Annotated in this window: 21 protein-coding genes; 15 read left to right on the top strand and 6 right to left on the bottom strand. The window is 73.3% G+C overall.

Translation table 11 applies throughout. The annotated features are described in order from the left end of the window. The first annotated feature begins 26 nt into the window (after positions 1 to 26). Complete coding sequence (locus tag HBO46_RS06070) at positions 27 to 845, top strand: HU family DNA-binding protein (RefSeq protein WP_166140301.1); 819 nt, start codon at positions 27 to 29, stop codon at positions 843 to 845. An 18-nt stretch (positions 846 to 863) separates the two neighbouring features. On the opposite strand, the gene cofC is transcribed toward HBO46_RS06070, so the two are convergent. Next, positions 864 to 1,517 carry a 2-phospho-L-lactate guanylyltransferase gene (cofC, locus tag HBO46_RS06075; RefSeq protein ID WP_166140302.1) on the bottom strand — a complete coding sequence of 218 codons (654 nt, stop codon included), beginning with the start codon at positions 1,515 to 1,517 and terminating at the stop codon, positions 864 to 866. A 143-nt stretch (positions 1,518 to 1,660) separates the two neighbouring features. Here cofC and HBO46_RS06080 point away from each other — a divergent pair, with 143 nt between their 5' ends. Both HBO46_RS06080 and HBO46_RS06085 read left to right on the top strand, forming a co-directional pair. After that, complete coding sequence (locus HBO46_RS06080; RefSeq protein WP_224769399.1) at positions 1,661 to 2,458, top strand: lysophospholipid acyltransferase family protein; 798 nt, start codon at positions 1,661 to 1,663, stop codon at positions 2,456 to 2,458. Then, positions 2,455 to 3,462, top strand: coding sequence for an NAD(P)H-dependent glycerol-3-phosphate dehydrogenase (locus HBO46_RS06085; RefSeq protein WP_166140304.1), 1,008 nt, complete (start codon positions 2,455 to 2,457; stop codon positions 3,460 to 3,462). The genes HBO46_RS06080 and HBO46_RS06085 overlap by 4 nt, the downstream gene beginning before the upstream one ends. Positions 3,463 to 3,520: 58 nt before the next feature. Here HBO46_RS06085 and HBO46_RS06090 read toward each other — a convergent pair whose 3' ends face one another. Continuing rightward, positions 3,521 to 4,597, bottom strand: coding sequence for a trans-sulfuration enzyme family protein (locus HBO46_RS06090; RefSeq protein ID WP_166140305.1), 1,077 nt, complete (start codon positions 4,595 to 4,597; stop codon positions 3,521 to 3,523). A 35-nt stretch (positions 4,598 to 4,632) separates the two neighbouring features. On the opposite strand from HBO46_RS06090, the gene HBO46_RS06095 reads away from it, so the two are divergent. Genes HBO46_RS06095 through HBO46_RS06105 form a run of 3 tightly spaced genes read left to right on the top strand, consistent with a single transcriptional unit; the run spans position 4,633 to position 8,071 of the window. Next, positions 4,633 to 5,388 carry an alpha/beta fold hydrolase gene (locus tag HBO46_RS06095; protein WP_166140306.1) on the top strand — a complete coding sequence of 252 codons (756 nt, stop codon included), beginning with the start codon at positions 4,633 to 4,635 and terminating at the stop codon, positions 5,386 to 5,388. Beyond that, positions 5,385 to 6,905: a Mur ligase family protein gene (locus tag HBO46_RS06100; RefSeq protein WP_166140307.1), complete on the top strand. Its 1,521-nt coding sequence runs from the start codon at positions 5,385 to 5,387 to the stop codon at positions 6,903 to 6,905. The genes HBO46_RS06095 and HBO46_RS06100 overlap by 4 nt, the downstream gene beginning before the upstream one ends. Positions 6,906 to 6,949: 44 nt before the next feature. Further along, on the top strand, positions 6,950 to 8,071 hold the full coding sequence (locus tag HBO46_RS06105; RefSeq protein ID WP_166140308.1) for a D-alanine--D-alanine ligase family protein: 1,122 nt from the start codon (positions 6,950 to 6,952) through the stop codon (positions 8,069 to 8,071). Between the two features lie 99 nt (positions 8,072 to 8,170). On the opposite strand, the gene HBO46_RS06110 is transcribed toward HBO46_RS06105, so the two are convergent. From HBO46_RS06110 to HBO46_RS06120, 3 genes are read right to left on the bottom strand one after another with little or no spacing between them, the layout of a single operon-like run. Next, positions 8,171 to 9,133 carry a D-alanine--D-alanine ligase family protein gene (locus HBO46_RS06110; RefSeq protein WP_166140309.1) on the bottom strand — a complete coding sequence of 321 codons (963 nt, stop codon included), beginning with the start codon at positions 9,131 to 9,133 and terminating at the stop codon, positions 8,171 to 8,173. 43 nt (positions 9,134 to 9,176) lie between these two features. Next, positions 9,177 to 9,656, bottom strand: coding sequence for a DUF3515 domain-containing protein (locus tag HBO46_RS06115; protein WP_166140310.1), 480 nt, complete (start codon positions 9,654 to 9,656; stop codon positions 9,177 to 9,179). A 30-nt stretch (positions 9,657 to 9,686) separates the two neighbouring features. Then, on the bottom strand, positions 9,687 to 9,923 hold the full coding sequence (locus tag HBO46_RS06120; RefSeq protein ID WP_153322607.1) for an Lrp/AsnC family transcriptional regulator: 237 nt from the start codon (positions 9,921 to 9,923) through the stop codon (positions 9,687 to 9,689). Between the two features lie 173 nt (positions 9,924 to 10,096). On the opposite strand from HBO46_RS06120, the gene HBO46_RS06125 reads away from it, so the two are divergent. Beyond that, positions 10,097 to 11,047 (top strand): thiamine-phosphate kinase, encoded by a 951-nt coding sequence (locus HBO46_RS06125; RefSeq protein WP_166140311.1) that lies wholly within the window; start codon positions 10,097 to 10,099, stop codon positions 11,045 to 11,047. A gap of 130 nt (positions 11,048 to 11,177) precedes the next feature. On the opposite strand, the gene rpmB is transcribed toward HBO46_RS06125, so the two are convergent. After that, positions 11,178 to 11,363 (bottom strand): 50S ribosomal protein L28, encoded by a 186-nt coding sequence (gene rpmB, locus HBO46_RS06130; RefSeq protein WP_028645381.1) that lies wholly within the window; start codon positions 11,361 to 11,363, stop codon positions 11,178 to 11,180. Positions 11,364 to 11,568: 205 nt separating this feature from the next. Between rpmB and HBO46_RS06135 the strand changes: the two genes are divergently transcribed. From HBO46_RS06135 to mutM, 8 genes are all read left to right on the top strand, one after another. Continuing rightward, entirely contained in the window at positions 11,569 to 13,242 is a 1,674-nt protein-coding gene (locus tag HBO46_RS06135) for a DAK2 domain-containing protein (protein WP_224769400.1), read from the top strand. A gap of 15 nt (positions 13,243 to 13,257) precedes the next feature. Beyond that, positions 13,258 to 15,486, top strand: a complete 2,229-nt coding sequence (locus HBO46_RS06140) for an ATP-dependent DNA helicase RecG (protein WP_166140313.1) — start codon at positions 13,258 to 13,260, stop codon at positions 15,484 to 15,486. Positions 15,487 to 15,490: 4 nt separating this feature from the next. Then, positions 15,491 to 16,114: a 16S rRNA (guanine(966)-N(2))-methyltransferase RsmD gene (gene rsmD, locus HBO46_RS06145; protein ID WP_166140314.1), complete on the top strand. Its 624-nt coding sequence runs from the start codon at positions 15,491 to 15,493 to the stop codon at positions 16,112 to 16,114. A gap of 5 nt (positions 16,115 to 16,119) precedes the next feature. Further along, entirely contained in the window at positions 16,120 to 16,620 is a 501-nt protein-coding gene (coaD, locus tag HBO46_RS06150) for a pantetheine-phosphate adenylyltransferase (protein WP_166140315.1), read from the top strand. Positions 16,621 to 16,756: 136 nt separating this feature from the next. Next, complete coding sequence (locus HBO46_RS06155; RefSeq protein ID WP_224769401.1) at positions 16,757 to 17,293, top strand: YceD family protein; 537 nt, start codon at positions 16,757 to 16,759, stop codon at positions 17,291 to 17,293. 52 nt (positions 17,294 to 17,345) lie between these two features. After that, positions 17,346 to 17,531: a 50S ribosomal protein L32 gene (gene rpmF / locus HBO46_RS06160; protein ID WP_166140317.1), complete on the top strand. Its 186-nt coding sequence runs from the start codon at positions 17,346 to 17,348 to the stop codon at positions 17,529 to 17,531. Positions 17,532 to 17,556: 25 nt separating this feature from the next. Further along, positions 17,557 to 18,279 (top strand): ribonuclease III, encoded by a 723-nt coding sequence (gene rnc, locus HBO46_RS06165; protein ID WP_166140318.1) that lies wholly within the window; start codon positions 17,557 to 17,559, stop codon positions 18,277 to 18,279. Between the two features lie 3 nt (positions 18,280 to 18,282). Continuing rightward, the gene (gene mutM / locus HBO46_RS06170) at positions 18,283 to 19,233 is read left to right on the top strand and encodes a bifunctional DNA-formamidopyrimidine glycosylase/DNA-(apurinic or apyrimidinic site) lyase (RefSeq protein ID WP_166140319.1); all 951 of its coding nucleotides are present in this window, start codon (positions 18,283 to 18,285) and stop codon (positions 19,231 to 19,233) included. Positions 19,234 to 19,290: the final 57 nt, after the last annotated feature.

Genomic DNA, 19,290 nt, shown 5'->3' on the forward strand with positions numbered 1-19,290 from the left:
GCCGGTCCCAGGCAAAGGGGAACCACGTGAACAAGACCCAGCTGATCGACGTGCTCGCCGTCCACTTCGAGGGCAACCGCCGCGCCGCGGCCTACGCCCTGGACTCGGTGCTCGACACCATCACCCGCGAGGTCGCCAAGGGCGAGAAGGTGGCGATCACCGGGTTCGGCTCCTTCGAGAAGCGGATCCGCGAGGCGCGCTGGGTGCGCAACCCGCAGACCGGCGACCGGGTGCGGACCTCCACCAAGGAGGTGCCGGCGTTCCGCGCCGGCGCGGACCTCAAGAACATCGTCTCCGGCGCCAAGCTGCTCCCGCAGCTCACCGTCGCGGCCGCGACTGCTCCCATGAAGGCCGCGGTCGCGGTGGCGCGCAAGGCGGCCGAGGGTGCCGGCGCCTCGGCGCGGTCCGGGCGCGCGACCGCGACGAAGTCGTCGTCTGCGTCGTCGGGCACGACCACCGCGAAGAAGGCGCCCGCGAAGAAGGCGCCCGCGAAGAAGGCGCCCGCCGCGACGTCGACATCGAACGGGGCCGCGCAGAAGTCCACGGCGAAGAACGCCACGGCCACGAAGACGACCACCGCGAAGAAGACCACCGCGGCGAAGAAGACCACCGCGGCGAAGAAGACCACCGCGGCGAAGAAGACCACGGCCGCGAAGAAGACCACCGCGGCGAAGACGGCGCCGGCGACCAAGACGGCCGCGGCGAAGAAGGCATCCACGACGACGAGCACCGCGGCGAAGAAGACGCCCGCGAAGAAGACGTCGACGGCCACGAAGTCGACGGCGGCCAAGAAGACGTCCACCGCCAAGAAGACGACGGCGAAGAAGGCCGCCTCGGGCTCGTGAGCCGGTCCTCGGCGTACCTCAGGGGGCGAGTTCGAGGCTGACCGCGAGCTCCCGGGTGCGTGGGCCGACGCCGAGTGCGAGCGCCCGGGTGAGGTCGTCGAGGTCGTCGACGTCGAGGCGCAGGGTGGGCAGCTCGCCGCGCACCTCGAGGGCGAGCTCGTCGTGGGCGGCGCGGGAGTCGGGGCCGAAGCGTGGCGCGAACTGCTCGACCGGCGCGGTGTAGAGCGTGGTGCCGCTGCCGGCGGCGTCGGCGACGAAGAACGACTGGTCGGCTCGGGCCTCGACGACCGCGAGCGCCTCGTCGAGGTCCTCGGGGCGCAGGGCAGGCAGGTCGGCGCACAGGGCGACCGGACGCAGGTCGGGCCAGCGGCGCGCGGCCTCCAGGGCCGCCTGGCGCAGGCTGGAGTTGAGGTCGCCGGTGACGGCGTCCGGCACCGCGACGCAGCCGGCCGCCCGCACCTGGAGGGCGAAGGCGGCGTCGTCGGTGGCGACCAGCACGGCGCCGACCCGGTGGGCGGCGCGGCAGGCGGCGATCGTGTCGAGGGCGAAGGCGGCGGCCAGCCCGCGGCGTACGTCGTCGGGCAGGCCGACGAGGCGCGACTTGCCGAACGCCGGCGGCTTGACCGGGACGACGACGCAGAAGGCGGGCGGGGGCGAGACGGGCGCGGACATCGCCCGCGATCCTGTCAGGTCCGCGCCGGCGCCGCGAGGCCGGCCGGGTCCGATCCGGGGAGTGAGCGAGTAGCCTGCGGATGTCGGCGTGGGTGTCACGGCGGCGGACTGGCCGAGGGCCGAGGAGAGACGGGACGAGGTCGGTGACGCTACGCAAGGTCGAGACAGAGCGGGGCTGGCCCTGGCGCCTCGCCGTCCTCCTGGTGAAGCCCACGCTGCTCGCGATCACCCGGCAGGACTGGCACGGCGGTGAGCGGATCCCCGCCTCGGGCGGCTGCCTGGTGGTGCTCAACCACGTCTCGCACGTCGATCCCTTCACCGCCGCGCACGTGGTCTACGACAACGGCCGGCTGCCGCGCTACCTCGCCAAGTCGAGCCTGTTCCGCAACAAGGTGCTGCGCCGGTTCCTCACCGCGCTCGGGCAGATCCCCGTCGAACGACACTCCGCCAAGGCCGCCGGCGCCTACGACGCCGCGGTCGACGCCGTACACCGGGGGCAGTGCGTGGTGGTCTACCCTGAGGGCACGATCACCCGCGACCCGGACGGCTGGCCGATGGTCGGCAAGTCCGGCGCGGCGCGGATCGCGCTCGCCACCGGGTGCCCGGTGATCCCCATCGGGCAGTGGGGCGCGCAGGCGCTGCTGGCGCCGTACTCCGCCCGGCTGCGGCCGTTCCCGCGCAAGACGATCCACATGCGGGTCGGGGAGCCGGTGCCCCTGGACGACCTGCGGGCCCAGGAGGTGAGCGCGGAGACGATCCACGCGGCGACCGACCGGATCATGACCGCGATCACCGATCTGGTCGCGGAGATCCGCGGGGAGGCGCCGCCGGCGGTACGGTACGACCCGCGCCGCGACGCGGTCCCGGACCCCGGCGACCAGCAGGCCTCGCACGAGACACACGAGCAACCCCGTCAGCAGCACCGGAGGGACCAGGCATGAGCACAGGCAAGGTCGCGGTCCTCGGCGCCGGATCATGGGGCACCGCGTTCTCCCTCGTGCTCGCCGACGCCGGCAACGAGGTCACGATGTGGGGCCGCCGCGAGGAGGTCTGCGAGGCGATCAACGAGCAGCACGAGAACCCTGACTACCTGCCCGGCGTGCAGCTGCCGCCGACGGTCAGCGCCACCCACGACCCGGAGAAGGCGATGGCCGGGGCGGACGTCGTGGTCCTCGCCGTCCCCTCGCAGTCGCTGCGCACCAACCTCACCGAGTGGGCGCCGTTCATCGACGACTCCGCGGTGATGGTCTCGCTGATGAAGGGCGTCGAGCTCGGCACCCTGAACCGGATGAGCGAGGTGATCGCCCAGGTCACCGGCGCCGGCCCGGAGCGGATCGCGGTCATCAGCGGGCCCAACCTCGCCAAGGAGATCGCGCGCCGGGAGCCGGCCGCCTCGGTCGTGGCGTGCGCCGACGAGGACGTCGCCCGGATGCTCCAGGACCGCTGCCACACCCCGGCGTTCCGCCCCTACACCTCCGTCGACGTCCTCGGCTGCGAGCTGGGCGGCGCCTACAAGAACGTCGTCGGTCTCTGCGTCGGCATGGCGGTCGGTCTCGGCTTCGGCGACAACACCACCGCCTCGCTGATCACCCGCGGCCTGGCCGAGACCGCGCGGCTGGCGATGAAGCTCGGCGCCAACCCGCTCACCCTGATGGGCCTGGCGGGTCTCGGCGACCTGGTCGCCACCTGCTCCTCGCCGCTGTCGCGCAACCGCAGCTTCGGGGAGAAGCTCGGCCAGGGCATGACCACCGACGAGATCGTCGCCTCCACCCGCCAGGTCGCCGAGGGCGCGAAGTCCTGCTCCTCGCTGCGCGCGCTCGCGGAGCGCAGCGGCGTCGACGCCCCGATCGCGATCCACGTCGACGACGTCGTCGCCGGCCGGATGACCGCCTTCGAGATGATGGACGCCTTCGGCTCCCGGGAGACCAAGGCCGAGACCGACTGACGCCGTGCGGCCCCGGTGGCCGAGCCGGCGCGCGACCAGCGCCGACTCGGCGTAGGGATCAGGTGAGGTCGTCGAGGGCGGTGGCGAGGTCGTTCCAGAGGTCCTCGACGTCCTCGACGCCGACCGACATCCGCACCAGGGCGTCGGGGACGGTGGTGGGCTCGCCCTTCCAGCGGCGGCGGCGCTCGAAGGTGGACTCGACGCCGCCGAGGCTGGTGGTGTGCACCCACAGCTTGGTCTTGTGGGTGAACAGGTCGGCGGCCATCGCGCCCTGGGCGAGGACCACCGAGACCATCGCGCCGAAGCCGGGGTAGCGCACCTCACTGATCGCGGGGTGCTCGCCGAGGCGGACCGCGAGCTCGGCGGCGTTGGCCTGGGCGCGCTCCACGCGCAGGTGCAGGGTGCGCAGGCCGCGCAGCGCCAGGAACGCCTCGAGGGTGCCGGGGATCGCCCCGACCAGGTCGCGGCGGCCCTTGAGCACGGCGAAGAGCTCGGGGTCCTCGACCACGAGCGCGCCCATCAGGATGTCGCTGTGCCCGGAGAGGTACTTCGTCGCCGAGTGCACGACGATGTCGGCGCCCAGCTCGAGCGGCTTCTGCAGCAGGGGAGTGGCGAAGGTGTTGTCCACCACCACGTGGGCGCCCGCCTCGCGCGCCGCTGTGGCGATCGTCTCGATGTCGGCGACCTCGAGCATCGGGTTGGTCGGGGACTCCAGCCAGACCAGGGCGGCGTCCTCGCACGCCGCGACGTACGCCGCGGTGTCGGTCACGTCGACCAGCCGCGAGCGGATCCGGCCGCGGGCCTCGAGGTCGCCCAGCTGCATGATCGTGCCGTTGTAGGAGTGCCGCGGCGCGACGACCGTCGCGCCCTGTCCGACCAGGTCCAGCACCGTGGCGACCGCGGCGAGGCCCGAGGAGAAGGCGAGCGCGCGCCCGCCCTCCAGCGCGCCGAGGGCCTGCTCGAAGGCCTGCCAGGTCGGGTTGCCGTAGCGGCCGTACTCGCGGTCCCCGCCGGCGACGTAGGTCGAGGCGAGGGTCAGCGGGGTGTTGAGCGGCTGGTCCGGCTCGTGGGGAGGACGCCCGGCGTGGACGCCGAGGGTCGCAGGGCTCACGTGGTCGAGGGGGGTGTCCGTCACTTCTTCACGGTATCGGCCCGGCTAACCTCGTCGTCGTGCTGACCACCCTGCTGAACGGACGTGCCTTCGGGGAGAAGTTCGGCTCCAGCGAGGCCAGAGTGGTCGCCCTTCATGGGTGGGGCCGCTCGCGAGCCGACTGGAGCGCGACCCTCGAGGGCTACGACGCCCTCGCCCTCGACCTGCCCGGCTTCGGGGCCACCCCGGCGCCCGAGACCGGCTGGGACACCGCGGCGTACGCCGACTGGACCGCCGAGATCATCGGCGACCTGGACCGCCCGGTGCTCGTCGGCCACTCCTTCGGCGGCCGGGTCGCGGTGCAGCTCGCCGCCACCCGGCCCGACCTGGTCCGCGGCCTGGTGCTGACCGGCGTACCGCTGCTGCGCCCCGAGCGCACGGGCGGCTCCGGCTCGGGGCCCAAGCTCGGCTACCGCGTCGTCCGGGCCCTGCACCGCCGCGGCCTCGTGGGCGACGCCCGCATGGAGGCGCTGCGCCAGAAGCACGGCTCGGCCGACTACCGCGCCGCCCAAGGGGTGATGCGCGAGGTGCTGGTCAAGGCCGTCAACGAGGAGTACGCCGACCAGCTCGCCGCCGTGCGCGAGCACGGCGTGCCGGTGGCCATGGTGTGGGGCGAGCACGACACCGCCGCCACCGTCGAGATGGCGCGCCGCGCCCAGGCGCTCCTCGGCGCGCAGGCCACCCTCGACGTGGTCCCCGGCTCCGCCCACCTGCTCGACCCTGCGCTGGTCACCGCGATCCGCGCCCAGATCGACCGCCTCGGAGGCACTGCATGAGCACCCTGGAGATCCTCTGCGCGGTGGGGGTCACGCTGCTGGTCCTGCTCAGCCAGCTGCGCTGGCTGCGCGTCGCCCAGCGCGAGCACTACGAGCCCGGCCGGCTCGTCGCGATCGCGGCGATCTGGTCGCGCGCGTACTGGATCAACGGTTTGGTCCTGGTGGGCATCGTGCTGGCCTCGCTGCTCACGCTCGCGGCGTCCGCCGAGTGGGCGGTCCTGATCCCGGCGGTGGTCTGGGCGAGCTGGCCCGAGGGCCTGGCCCTGTGGCCCAAGTCCTCGCCCCTCGTGTTCACCGACCGCGTCAAGCGGCTCACGGCGCTCCTCGTGGTGCTCGAGATCGCGCTCGCCGCCGGCCTGACCGCCCTGGGCGCGATCGGCCTGCTGCCGATCCTGGCGCTCCCGGTCGCCGAGCTGGCGCTGATGATCATGGCGCCGATCGAGCGCTCGATGGGGCGCAAGTACCAGGTCTCCGCGGCCGCGAAGATGCGCAAGCTCGACCCCCGGGTCGTCGCGATCACCGGCTCCTACGGCAAGACCTCGACCAAGAACTACGCCGCGCACCTGATGTCGGGGCGCTGGGCCACGCTGGCCAGCCCGGCGAGCTTCAACAACGCGATGGGCCTCTCCCGGGCCGTGAACGACCGCCTCGACGGCGGCACCGACGTGTTCGTCGCCGAGATGGGCACCTACGGCCCCGGCGAGATCGCCGCGCTGTGCGAGGTGTTCCGCCCCGAGGTCTCCGCGATCACCACGATCGGCGAGGCCCACCTGGAGCGGATGAAGAACCGCGAGACGATCGTCCGCGCCAAGTCCGAGATCCTGCCGCCCGCGAGCACGGTCGTGCTCAACGTCGACGTCCCCGAGCTCGCCGCGATCGCCGACGAGCTGGCCGCCACCAAGCGGGTCATCCGGGCCTCCGGCGGCGACACCCCGGACGCCGACGTGGTCGTCGGCCGCGCCGGCGACGGCTGGGAGGTCGTGCTCGGCGGCGTCGTCCACCGCGTCGAGCTGCCGGCCGAGGTCGGGCACCCGATCAACGTCGCGGTGGCCATCGGCCTGGCCCAGGCCGTCGACGTGCCCGAGCAGACGATCCTGGACCGGCTCGCCGGCATCCCCAGCACGCCGCACCGCGCCGAGACCACCCGCACCGAGACCGGACTCACGGTCATCGACGACACCTACAACTCCAACCCGCAGGGCGCGGCCCAGGCGCTGGCCCGCGCACGCGAGCTCGTCGGCGAGGGCGGGACCGTCTGGACGATCACGCCCGGTATGGTCGAGCTCGGCGCCTCCCAGCACGAGCGGAACGCCGAGCTGGCTCGCGCGGCCACGGCGGACGAGGACATGGTCCTCTGCGTCGTCGGGCGCACGAACCGCGCTGCCCTGGACGCCGGCACCGCCGGACGGATCCGTCACTTCGCCAGTCGCGAGGAGGCGGCCCAGCACGTCATGGCGCAGGCCGGACCGCACGACGTGGTGCTGTACGAGAACGACCTCCCCAACCACTACCCGTAGATCTCGGGCGGAGCGGGAGACCCGAAGCGAGACGAGGAGACACAGTGGCAAGCAAGGCGACCGTGGTGTTCGGCGGGCCGTCCGCCGAGCACGACATCAGCATCCTGACCGGGCTCCAGGCCGAGCGGGTGCTCGCCGGTGCCGGGCACACGGTGCAGTGCATCTACTGGGCGCGCACCGACCAGTGGTTCCTGGTCCCGAGCAACACCGAGGCCCGTGACTACCTCGGCGGCCCGCCGGCGGGTGCGAAGCGCGTCGAGCTGCGCATCGGCGCCGAGAAGGGCGACGGCTTCTACATGAAGGCCGGCCTGGGTGGCGCCAAGCCGCTGGAGACCGGCACGATCATGAACTGCTTCCACGGCGGAGCCGGCGAGGGCGGCGGCGCCCAGGGCCTGTTCGCGCTGGCCGGGCTCAAGGCCACCGGTGGCACCGTCGCCGCGGCCGCGCTCGGCATGGACAAGCTGGCCTTCGGCGCGGTCATGGAGACCGCGGGCGTGCCGTGCCTCAAGCGGGTGCTGCTCTCCGCCGACGCCCCGCCGCCGTACGACGGGCCCTACATCGTCAAGCCCCGCTTCGGCGGCTCCAGCATCGGCATCGAGGTCGTCGAGGACCACGCGACCGCCGTGGCGCTGCTGCAGACCAGCCCGCACCTGCGCGAGGGCGCGGTGGTCGAGCCGAACCGCCCCGACCTGTTCGACCTCAACATCTCGGTGCGTACCGCGCCGACCGTGGAGGTCTCCGAGATCGAGCGGCCGCTGCGGCCCACCGACGGCGCGATCTACTCCTACGCCGCCAAGTACCTGCACTCCGAGGGCCTGGCGAGCGCCCCGCGCGAGTTCCCGGCCGACATCTCCGACGCCGTGCGCGACCGGATCAAGGAGCTCGCGGTCCGCGTCGTCGAGCTCACCGGGCTCACCGGCGTGCTGCGCATCGACTTCCTCTCCGACGGCACCGAGGTGTTCGTCAACGAGGTGAACTCGATCCCCGGCGCGATGGCGCTCTACCTGTGGCCGCAGACCCCGCCCGGCGAGGTGCTGGGCAGTGCCCTGGCCGAGGCGGAGCGGGCGCGCCCCCGCGCGACCAGCAACTTCGAGGAGGGCGTGGCGCTGCAGGCCGCCGGTGGCATCGCCGGCAAGCTCGCCGCGCTGCCCCAGCAGCCGCGCTGAGCGCACCCCTGCCGCCCGGCGGCAGTCGACGTACGACGAAGGCCCGGGCCGGAGCGATCAGCTCCGGCCCGGGCCTTCGTCGTGTCTCGGTGGGGCGACTCAGGCGCCGCGGCGCACCGCACGCTCGAGGAGGGTGCGGGCGACCTCGCCGAGGGAGGTGCCGCTCTCCTTGCAGGCGAACGGGAACACCGAGGTCTCGGTCGTGCCCGGGGTGATCGCGGTCTCCAGCAGCACGAACGCGCCGTCGGCGGAGACCACGAAGTCGGAGCGCGAGACGTCGGTGAGGCCGAGCACGCGGTGCGCCTCGCGGGCGACCTCGCCCAGGCCGACGAGCAGCTTGTCGTCGAGGTCGGGCTTGTGCAGCGAGACGAACTCGGCGGTGTAGCGGGCGCTGAAGTCGAACTCGTGGCCCTTCTCGTACTCGATCGCGATCGGGACGAGCGACTCCAGGCCGTCCTCGCCCTCCAGCACCACGACGCTGACGTCGATGCCGTCGTGGAAGCGCTCGATGAGGGCGTCCTCGCAGTAGGCGTAGCTGCCGACCAGGGCGGAGGGGAGCGCGCCGAGGCCGTCGACGCCGGTCACGCCCAGCGCGCTGCCGCCGCGGGCCGGCTTGACCACGACCCGGTTGCCGAGGCGGTCCATGACGTGCGACATCAGGGCGGTGGCGCCGATGTCGCGGAAGGTCTGGGCGGACAGGCCCACGCTGTCGGGCACCGGGATGCCGGCGCGGTGCAGCAGCTCGCGGGCCGTGCCCTTGTCGTAGGCGAGCCGGCAGGCGCGGCTGCGCGAGCCGACGTAGGGCAGGTCGATGAGCTCCAGCAGCGTCTGGATCTCGCCGTCCTCGCCGAACTGGCCGTGCAGGGCGGGCAGCGCGACCGCCACGCCGTCGCGCTCGAGGTCGTGGAGCAGGTTGCGGTCGAAGTCGTAGGTCTGGGCCTCGACCCCGAGACCACGCAGCTCACGGACCAGGTTGCGCCCGCTGGACAGGGAGACGTCCCGCTCGTGGCTGAGGCCGCCGGCGATGATGGCCACGGGTCCTGCGAAGTCCTCGATCGTCATGGGACGACGATCCCACATCGCACCGACGCTCCGGCGCGCAGGCTCAGGCGCAGCGCTCGGTCGTCTCGAAGTGGCTGAGGATCGGTTCGGCGAGCTCGCCGAAGGCGTCGAAGGCGACCTGTCCGCGGTACTTCGCGGGGACCACGAGGGCCACCCGTGGCGTGGACTCGACGGCGGTGGCGACCAGGTCCGAGCCCTCGTCGCGCTGGCTCGGGGGGACGAACCAGGCCACGCCCGCGACGATGTCGCACTCGGCGGCCGGCTCCAGCTCCTCGGGCGACGGTACGCCGCAGACGACGGCGAGGCCGTCACCCCAGGCGCGGGCCGGGGCGTCGGGCGGGTCCACCTCGGCGGGCTCGAGGCCGCCGAGGTCCTCGGGGAGGTCGTCGAGGAAGTCGGTGCACGCGGCGCGCTCGGCGTCGGACAGCGCGGGGGAGTCCACCTCCACCGCGTCGCTGCAGGCGCTCAGCAGCGCCAGGGGGACCAGGCAGCACGCGACAACGCCCCGTGTCCGCAGGGACACGAGGCGCTGGCGGTGCGGTGGGCGGTCCACTCAGATGTGGACGACCGGGCAGGTCAGCGTGCGGGTGATGCCCTCGAGGGTCTGCACCTTCGCGACCACCAGCTTGCCGAGCTCGTCGACGTTGCGCGCCTCGGCGCGCACGATCACGTCGTACGGGCCGGTGACGTCCTCGGCGAGCGTGACCCCCTTGACCTGCGCGATGGCTTGGGCGACCTCGGCAGCCTTGCCGACGTCGGTCTGGATCAGGATGTAGGCCTGGACGACCATCGCTCGTCTCCTCGTGTGAAGTGTGCAAGGCACGGGCTGGGGTGCCGGCCGGCGTCTCAACCTACCCCGCCCGCAGGCGCCGCGAACACCCCGCGACCACGTGGCGAAGACCTCGCCACCGGGGCCGAGCGCGCCGCCCGGCCGCGCCACCGGGTGTCTGGTGGACTGGGGGCATGCCGCTAGCACCCGACGCCACCCTGGCCGACGCCGGCGAGTTCGGCGTCCTCGCCGAGCTCCTGCCCCTCTTCCCGCAGGGCGAGCAGGTGTTGATCGGCCCCGGCGACGACGCCGCCGTGCTGCGCGTGCGCACCGGGCACGTCGTGGTCTCCACCGACCTGATGGTCGAGGGGCGCCACTTCCGCCGCGAGTGGTCCTCGGCCACCGACATCGGCCACCGCGCGGCCGCGCAGAACATCTCCGACATCAACGCGATGGGCGGCACCGCAGCCTCGCTCACCGTCGGCATCGGCGCGCCCCCGGACCTGCCGGTGCAGTGGCTGCTCGACCTGGCCCGCGGCTTCGCGGCGGAGTGCGGCGAGGTCGGCGCGAGCGTCGTCGGCGGCGACCTCACTCGCGCCGACCAGATCGTCATCGCAGTGACGGTGCTGGGCGCCTGCACCCAGGCGCCGGTCATCCGCTCCGGCGCCGCGCCCGGCGACGTCGTGGCGCTGGCCGGGCGGCAGGGCTGGGCCGCGGGCGGCCTCGCGGTGCTCAAGCGCGGCTTCCGCTCCCCGCGGGTGCTCGTCGAGGCGCACCGCCGCCCGCAGCCGCCGTACGCCGCCGGCCCGATCGCGGCCGCGGCCGGCGCGACGGCGATGATCGACGTCTCCGACGGACTGCTCGCCGAGGCCGGCCACCTGGCCAGCGCCTCCGGCGTCGCCATCGACGTCCGCTCCGAGGCCTTCGAGGTCGCCGAGCCGCTGGTCGCCGTGGGTGCCGCGCTCAACGCCGAGCCCCTGCAGTTCGTGCTCACCGGCGGCGACGACCACGCCCTGCTCGCCACCTTCCCCGACGCGGCGTCGGTGCCGAAGGGGTGGCGCGTGGTGGGCGAGGTCACCGAGGGCAGCGGCGTCACCGTCGACGGCCGCTCGTACGTCGGCTCGCCGGGCTGGTCGCACTTCTGAGCGAGGCCGGCGGGCGGCGGCTGTTGCTGCTGCCCGCCGGCTCCCGCACGCAGCGACCGGCCGGTCCCCGGGAACGGCAGAACGGCCGCCGTCCCGAGGGACGACGGCCGTTCTGTTCAGCTGACTTGGGTCAGCGGGAGACCTTGCCGGCCTTGAGGCAGCCGGTGCAGACGTTGAGGCGCTTCGGGGTGCCGTTGACGGTCGCCCGGACGCGCTGGATGTTGGGGTCGAAGCGACGCTTCGTGATCTTGCGCGACCAGGGTCGGTTGTTGCCGAAGCCCGGCTTCTTCGCGCAGATGTCGCAGACGGCAGCCACCGTGAACTCCTGAAAAATCGAGGTTGTGAACGTGGGGCCCGACGAAGCGGGCAACCGGACGAGAGTATCCGATCGAGGGGCTCGCAAGAAAATCGCGGCTCACTCCGGGTTCCCCGTGGGTGGGTCACCCCGTTCGGGCAAGGGGGACACTACCCTGACTCCCTCATCCGACGTACGACGAGGGCAGGCGATGCAGCAGGTACCGGTGGGAGGCAAGGTCAATCTCGGCCTCGTGCTCCGCTTCGTCGACGTCGCCTTCGACGCCCTCGCCGGGGCGCGCGAGGAGATCGACGCCCTCAACGTCTACCCGGTGCCCGACGGCGACACCGGCACGAACATGTACCTCACGATGTCCGCGGCTCGTGACGCGCTCCGCGAGGCCTGCGGGGGCGACGAGAACGCGCCGCTGGGGGAGTCGCTCGCGACCTTCGCGCGCGGCGCGCTGCTGGGCGCGCGCGGCAACTCCGGGGTGATCCTCAGCGAGATGCTCGGCGCGATCGCCCGCCGGATCAGCCGCGCCGGCGCCGACGAGACCAACGCCACGGTGATGGCCGAGGCGCTGCAGGCGGCCAGCGACGCGGCGTACGCCGCCGTGGGCACGCCCGTCGAGGGCACCATGCTGAGCGTGATGCGCGCCGCGGCGACCGCGGCCATGGAGTGCGCGAGCCGATCCCGTGCCCGGGGCCGCGACGTGTTCGCCGCCGCCGCCGGCGGGGCCCGCGACGCCCTCGCGCGCACGCCCGAGCAGCTGCGGATCCTGGCCGACGCCGGCGTCGTGGACGCCGGCGGGCGGGGACTGAGCGTGATCCTCGACGCGGCCGAGACCGTGCTCACCGGGCGCCGCCCGGTGACGGCGACCGCGCCGATCGGCACCCACACGATCCCGGTCCCGGTGGCGCCGGTGCCGGAGGGCGACCTCACCGCCGACGGTCCGGCCTACGAGGTGATGTACCTCCTCGACGCCGACGACGACCGGATCGCCCCGCTGCGCGCCACCCTGGCCGGGCTCGGCGACTCCCTCGTCGTGGTCGGCGGGGAGGGGCTGTGGAACGTCCACCTCCACACCGACGACGTCGGCGCGGCCATCGAGGCCGGCATCGAGGCAGGCCGCCCGCGCCGGGTGCGGGTCACGCACTTCGCCGAGCAGGTCGCCGGCCAGGTCGCCGGCCACGTCGCCGAGCGGACCTCGCGGCCGGCCCGCACCGGCCGCAGGATCGTCGCGGTCGCTGCCGGCCCCGGTCTGGCGCGGCTCTTCGAGGCGGCCGGCGCCGTCGTGCTCACCGGCGGCCCGGGGCGTCGGCCCTCCACCGGGGAGGTGCTGGCCGCCGTGCGTGACTGCGGCGCCTGCGAGGTCGTGGTGCTGCCGAACGACCCCGACTCCGTCCGCGTCGCCCGCGCCGCCGCCTCGACCGCGGAGAACGATCCCGACCTCGACGGCATCCGGGTGTCGGTGATCGCCACGCAGGCGCAGGTCCAGGGGCTGGCGGCGCTCGCGGTCCACGAGCCGGGCCGCGCCTTCGACCACGACGTCCTGGAGATGACCGCGACCGCGCGGCACGCCCGCCACGGCGCGATCACCGTCGCCGCCCGCCAGGCGATGACGATGGCCGGGCCGTGCGAGCCCGGCGACGTCCTCGGCGTGGTGGCCGGCGACTTCGTGGTCGTGGGACAGGACCGGTTCGCGGTCGCCACCGACATCCTCGAGCGGCTGCTCGGCGGTGGCGGCGACCTGGTGACGATCGTGTCCGGCGCCGAGGACCCCGAGGGTGGGCTGGCGGCCCGCTGCGCGGCGTACGTCGAGGCGCAGCACCCGGCTGTCGACGTCGTGGTGTACGACGGTGGCCAGGAGCGCTACCCGCTCCTGGTGTCGGTGGAGTAGGCCGGAAGGAGCCGCGTGATCACCCTCGAGTCACCGATCGAGACGGTGCTGGCCGGGCACACCAAGGCCGACCGGATCACCGAGGGCCTCGGCCTGCGCACGGTCGGGGACCTGATGCACCACTTCCCGCGCCGCTACCTGCGCACCGGCGAGCTGACCCGTCTCGACGACCTCGAGGAGGGCAGCATCCTCACCTTCGTCGGCGAGGTCGTGGAGAGCAAGGAGCGCACCTACACCGACCGGCGCACGGGGCGCACCGCCTACCGCCTCGACGTCACCGTCCGCACCGAGGGCCCGGCGCTGCGGATGTCGTTCTTCGCCAAGAGCGCCCACATCAACACCTGGCAGGCGGGCCGGCTGTGCGTGGGGCGCCGCGGGGTGTTCCTGGGCAAGGTGAGCACCTTCCGCGGGGAGTGGCAGCTGACGAACCCCCAGATGACGCTGTTCGGCAGCGGCGGCGAGGACTCCGCGCAGATGTCGCTGGACGCGATGCGCGACCTGTTCCCGATCTACCCGCTCACCAAGGGCGTGGAGTCCTGGGACCTTCAGCGCGCCGCGACGTTCGCGCTGACCGTGCTCGACGAGGTGCCCGAGCTGCTCCCCGAGGAGGTCCGCGAGACCTACTCCCTGCTCGACGCGCGCCAGGCCCTGCAGTGGATCCACGCCGCCGACACGATGGAGCAGGTGCACCGCGCGCAGCGGCGCTTCCGCTTCGAGGAGGCGCTGGTCACCCAGGTCGTGCTCGCCCGGCGCCGGCGCGAGCAGATGGCGCTCGGGGCGCAGGCCCGCCCGGGCCGCAGCGACGGTCTGCTGGACGCCTTCGACGCGCGGCTGCCCTTCGAGCTGACCGGCGGCCAGCGCGAGGTGGCCGCCGAGATCGAGCACGACCTGGCGCAGCCGCACCCGATGAACCGGCTGCTGCAGGGCGAGGTCGGCTCCGGCAAGACGCTGGTGGCGCTGCGCGCGATGCTGCGCGTCGTCGACTCCGGCGGCCAGGCCGCACTGCTGGCGCCCACCGAGGTGCTCGCCCAGCAGCACCACCGCACCATCACCGCCATGCTCGGCGACCTCGGCATGGGCGGCCTGCTCGGCGCCGCCGAGGGCACCACCGTCGAGCTGCTCACCGGGTCGATGACCAAGGCCCAGCGCAAGGCGCCGCTGAGCCGCCTGGTCACCGGCGAGGCGGGCATCGTGGTCGGCACCCACGCCCTGCTCGAGGACCAGGTGATGTTCGCCGACCTCGGCCTGGTCGTCGTCGACGAGCAGCACCGCTTCGGCGTGGAGCAGCGCGCCGCACTCACCGACAAGGCCGGGAGCCCACCGCACGTGCTGGTGATGACCGCCACGCCGATCCCGCGCACCGTCGCGATGACCGTCTTCGGCGACCTGGAGATCTCCACGCTCACCGAGCTGCCCGCGGGGCGCGCGCCGATCCAGACCAACGTCGTGCCGCTGGGCGAGCAGCCGCTGTGGATCGACCGCGCCTGGGCGCGGCTGCGCGAGGAGATCGAGGCCGGCCACCAGGCCTACGTCGTGTGCCCGCGCATCGTGCGCGACGAGATGGAGGCCGGCGAGCACGACCAGCTCGACCTCGACGAGGACGACAACCTCCTCGTCGACCGCACCGGCACCGGCCTCAGCTCGGTCGTCGACGTGGCGGCCGACCTCGCCGACGGGCCGTTGCGCGGCCTGCGGGTCGGGGTGCTCCACGGCAAGCTGCCGGCCGACGAGAAGGAGCGCACGATGCGCGCCTTCGCGGCCGGCGACGTCGACGTGCTGGTCTCCACGACCGTGATCGAGGTCGGCGTGGACGTCGCCAACGCGACCGCCATGGTGATCCTCGACGCCGACCGGTTCGGCGTCTCCCAGCTCCACCAGCTGCGCGGTCGCGTCGGTCGTGGCGGGCTGCCCGGGCTGTGCCTGCTGGTCACCCGGGCGGAGGCCGGCACCCCGGCGAGGGCGCGCCTGGACGCCGTGGCGGGCACCAGCGACGGCTTCGAGCTCAGCCGCGTCGACCTCGAGCAGCGCCGCGAGGGCGACGTGCTCGGCAAGAACCAGTCCGGCTACCGCTCCAGCCTGCAGAACCTCCGGGTGCTGCGCGACGAGAAGACCATCCGCGAGGCTCGCGAGGCCGCCTCCCTGCTCCTCGACACCGACTTCGAGCTGCGCCAGGCGCCCGAGCTCGCGGCCGCGGTCGCGGAGATGGAGCGCTCCGTGCAGTCCGACTACCTCGAGAAGTCGTGAACCGATGACCCGCATCATCGCCGGCCGCGCCGGCGGCCGCCGCCTGTCCACCCCACCGGGGACCGCCACCCGCCCCACCAGCGACCGGGTCCGCGAGGCGCTGTTCTCCGCGATCGAGTCGTGGTGCGGGTCGCTGAGCGGCCTGCGCGTGCTGGACCTCTACGCCGGCTCCGGCGCGGTGGGCCTGGAGGCGTGGTCCCGCGGTGCCGCCGCCGTGACCCTGGTGGAGTCCGACCGGCGTACCGCCGCGTTGGTCGCCGCCAACGCCCGTGACCTCGGTGCCGGGGAGGCCCAGGTGCTCACCTCCGCGGTCGCCACGGTCCTGGCTCGCCCGCCGGCCGGCGAGCCCTACGACGTGGTGTTCGCGGACCCGCCGTACCCGCTCTCCGACGAGGCGGTCGCCGCGGACCTCCGGGCGCTGGTCGAGCACCACTGGCTGGCCCCCGACGCCCTCGTCGTCGTGGAGCGCTCGGTGCGCAGCCCCGAGCCGGTGTGGCCGGCCGGCCTGGAGCCGCACCGGCGCCGTGCCTACGGCGAGACGGTGCTTTGGTACGGTCACGCGGCCTTGCCCGCACCGGACGAGGACCAGCCCAGAAACCAGCCCAGCACACCCATCGAAGGGGAGTGAGTTCCGTGCGCCGAGCCGTCTGCCCGGGATCGTTCGACCCGGTCACCAACGGTCACCTCGACGTCGTGGGACGCGCCTCGTCGCTGTTCGACGAGGTCGTGGTCGCGGTCGGGGTCAACGCCTCCAAGAAGCGCCTGTTCAGCGCCGAGGAGCGCATGGAGATGCTCCGGGAGGTCTGCGCGGACCTGCCCAACGTGCGTGTCGCGGGCTTCTCCGGCCTGCTGACCACCTTCTGCGCGGAGCAGGGCATCCAGGCGATCGTCAAGGGCCTGCGTGCGGTCTCCGACTTCGAGTACGAGCTGCAGATGGCGCAGATGAACGCCTCGCTCACCGAGGTCGAGACCGTCTTCGTGCCCACCAGCCCCGAGTACTCCTTCCTGGCCTCGAGCCTGGTCAAGGAGGTCGCGACGTTCGGTGGCGACGTCTCCGGCCTGGTCCCGCCGAGCGTGCACGCACGCCTCACGGCCCGCCTCGCCGAGGTCGCCGCCCGCCCGGCAGGGGCGTGAACGCGACCGCGGCGTACACCTTCGAGCGCCCGGGTTTGGTGACCCGTCTCCCGGGCGGATACGATTCCCGACGATCTGTACGTGCCCGGAACCGGAAGTGATTCAACTGTCGACCCTGGACCCGAGAGCGCCGCTCGTGCTCGACACCCGCGAGCTCGGCCGCCGCCCGGGGTCCCAGCGACTGCTGACACTGACGGTGCCGGCACCACCAGATCTTGGCATCGAGGTCCTCAAGGTCCCCGAAGGTGCGCCGGTCGAGCTTGACCTGCGCCTGGAGGCGGTCATGGAGGGCGTCCTGGTCACCGGCATGGCGAAGGCCGTGGTCGAGGGCGAGTGCGCGCGGTGCCTGGAGGAGATCGCCGACGAGCTCGGCGTCCGCTTCCAGGAGCTGTTCGTGTACGACGACCTGCGTGACTCGGACGCCGACGACGAGGACAACGGGGTCAGCAACCTCCAGGACGACCTGCTCGACCTGGAACCCCTGCTGCGGGACGCGGTGGTGCTCGCACTACCGTTCCAGCCGCTGTGTCAGGACGACTGCCCAGGACTGTGCACCGAGTGTGGTGCTCGCCTGGCGGACGACCCCGACCACCAGCACGAGGAAGCGATCGACCCGCGATGGGCGGGCCTGACCGCGCTGAACAAGAAGGACTCGGAATCCTCCGAGAACTGACCAAGCACATCAATGCGGCCGGACCTCCCGGCCACGGTATGAGGAGAGAACAGTGGCTGTCCCGAAGCGGAAGATGTCGCGCAGCAACACGCGTCACCGTCGCTCGGCCTGGAAGGCCGTTGCACCGACCCTGGTGACCTGCGCGAACCCCGCCTGCGGCGTCAAGCACCTCCCGCACCGTGCGTGCGGCGAGTGCGGCCAGTACGGCGCCCGTGCCGACCGTCGTCAGGTCCTCTGAGCCCGCTCAGGGTCTCTGACCACGGTTGACCAACTACGCGGAGCTGCGTCGAGCGCTCGGTGATCCCCAGCTGGATCCCGAGCTGCTCGAGCGCGCGCTCACCCACCGGTCCTACGCCTACGAGAACGGCGGACTGCCCACCAACGAGCGCCTGGAGTTCCTCGGGGACTCCGTGCTCGGGGTCGTCGTCACCGAGACGCTCTACCGCACCCACCCGGACCTCTCCGAGGGCCGGCTGGCCAAGCTGCGCGCCGCGGTGGTCAACGCGCGCGCCCTGGCCGAGGTCGGGCGCGGCATCGGCCTCGGCGAGCACGTCAAGCTCGGCCGCGGCGAGGAGTCGACCGGCGGGCGCAACAAGTCCTCGATCATCTCCGACACCGTCGAGGCCGTGATCGGGGCGGTGCACCTCTCCGGCGGCATGGAGGTCTCCGCGCAGGTCGTGCACCTGCTCTTCGACCCGCTGATCGAGGCCGCCTCGGCGCTCGGCGCCGGGCTGGACTGGAAGACCTCCCTGCAGGAGATCGCCGCCGAGCACTCCCTCGGCGTGCCGGAGTACGTCATCACCGCCGACGGCCCCGACCACATGAAGACCTTCACCGCGCAGGTGCGGGTCGCCGACCGGCTCTACGGCAACGGCGTCGGCCGCTCCAAGAAGGAGGCCGAGCAGGCCGCCGCGGAGACGGCGTACGGCGAGATCGTCGCGCAGCTCGGCCTGTCCGCGAGCTCGGCCACCTCCGACGCCGGCTGAGCCGTGCCCGAGCTCCCCGAGGTCGAGGTCGTCCGGGCCGGCCTGGAGCGCCACGTCGTCGGTCGCACGATCCTCGGCGTCGAGGTGCTGCACGAGCGGCCGGTGCGCCGCGACCTGCGCGGCCCCGCCGGCTTCGTCGAGGCCCTCACCGGGCGCCGCGTCGTCGGCGCGCGCCGACGCGGCAAGTACCTCTGGCTGCCGCTCGACAACGGCGACGCGCTGCTGGCCCACCTCGGCATGAGCGGGCAGATGCTCGTGCAGCCCGCCACGGCGCCCGACGAGAAGCACCTGCGGGTGCGCCTCGTGCTCGACGACGCCCGCCAGCTGCGCTTCGTCGACCAGCGGATGTTCGGCGGGCTGACAGTCTCCGCGGGCGGCGCCGAGCTGCCGCCCGAGATCGCCCACATCGCCCGCGACCCCCTGGACCCGGAGTTCGACGACGACGAGTTCGTCCGCCGGGTCCGCAGGCGGGCCTCCGGCATCAAGCGCCAGCTGCTCGACCAGGGGCTGGTCTCCGGGGTCGGCAACATCTACGCCGACGAGTCGCTGTGGCGTGCCCGGCTGCACGGCGAGCGCCCCGGCGACCGGCTCAGCGCCGCGCAGGTGCGCGAGCTGCTCGGCCACGCCCGCGACGTGATGGGGGAGGCCCTCGCCCAGGGCGGCACCTCCTTCGACGCCCTCTACGTCAACGTCAACGGCCAGTCGGGCTACTTCGACCGCTCGCTGCGCGCCTACGGCCGCGAGGACGAGCCCTGCGAGCGCTGCGGTACGCCGATGCGCCGCGTGGCGTTCATGAACCGCTCGTCGTACTTCTGCCCGACCTGCCAGCCGCCCCCGCGTCGGCGCCGGACGCCGACCCCCGGGCGCGGCGTCGTCCGCACGCCCGGGCTGGGGCCGGAGGCGGTCCCGGGGCCGGGTGCCGGCCCGGACGCGGGCACCCCTCTCCCGGATTGACCCGATCGGCATGCGGGTGGGATTCTTGAAGACGGTTCGCGGCGAGCGGACCACCGG

Origin of the sequence: Nocardioides ochotonae (assembly GCF_011420305.2) — a bacterium.
GTDB lineage: Bacteria > Actinomycetota > Actinomycetes > Propionibacteriales > Nocardioidaceae > Nocardioides > Nocardioides ochotonae.